Consider the following 1,168-nt stretch of genomic DNA (forward strand, 5'->3'; position numbering starts at 1 on the left):
TTGCCAGAACCAAGGCTGTGGTAGAGCTGATAGTTCTACCGATGTAACTGTCTAAGTTTTTGAACACAGCTTACGCGAGCCTCTTCTTACGGAATTTTTCTTTCATTCGTCGAGCTGGAACACTGTCCATCATATTGGCCATGATCGCGACAATCAGCAACATCGCATTAATAGGCCACATGCCAATCGCCGCCGGAATCGCACCGTCTTCCAATGCCGATTTTGTCGCACTAATCGCAAGGAAGTATGCCAAGTAAATCAGAATCGCCGGGCCCATTTTGGCAAAGCGCCCTTGACGAGGGTTCACCGCAGACAAAGGAATCACAAGCATCGTGAGCAATGGAATACATACAAACAGAGAAATACGCCATTGCAGCTCCGCTTGCGCTTCAGGATCCGGATGGCCAATCAAATCCGCCGTTGGGTAAGCTTCCCAGTCACGACCTTTCTGTTTGACTTCACGCTGCCCGATCACCCCTTCATATTCATCAAATTTGGTGATCATATACTCCACGCGAGTTGGCACACCTTCATAGCGTGTACCTTCTTGCATCGTAATAACCTGACGGCCATCTGACAGTTCTTTTACTTCACCAGAAGAAGAGAACATCACGCTAGGTAGAACCGAATCTCGTGGACGCATTTGCGCGACAAACACGTTACTAAGCGTGCTGTCCTTAATATCGTCAATGAACACCACGGATGAACCGTCTGGCGTACCTTGGAACTGACCCTTTTTAAGTAAGTCGACGCTATTTTCCGCCGCGACTTGTTCGTAAAGGTGCTCCACTCGGTCTTGAGACCAAGGTGATAACCAAAGTGCATTAAACGCAGCCACACCAGAGGTGATCAACGCCAAGTAAAGTGCAGCTTGCACTAGGAACTTGTTGCCGATCCCCGTCGCATTCATCACGACAATTTCGCTTTCTGCATAGAGACGACCAAAAGTGATCAATATGCCGATGTACAAACTCAATGGCAGCATCAATAAACCCATTGCTGGCATGTTCAAACCAACAATAGAGAAAATCAATCCAGCAGGAATATCCCCGTCAGAAGCATCAGCGAGAACACTGATGAACTTCTGGCTCACAAACACCAAAAAAAGTACGAAAAAAATCGCAAATTGGCTCTTGAGTGTTTCGCGGATCAAATATCTAACAATAAT

General features: G+C 46.9%; 1 protein-coding gene. It reads right to left on the minus strand.

The annotated features are described in order from the left end of the window. Positions 1-70: 70 nt before the first annotated feature. Positions 71-1,168 (minus strand): LPS export ABC transporter permease LptF (gene lptF, locus R7Q47_RS25600; protein WP_318090175.1); only part of this gene is annotated, 1,098 nt, incomplete at its 5' end.

The sequence above is a fragment of the Vibrio sp. Vb0349 genome (assembly GCF_033338975.1).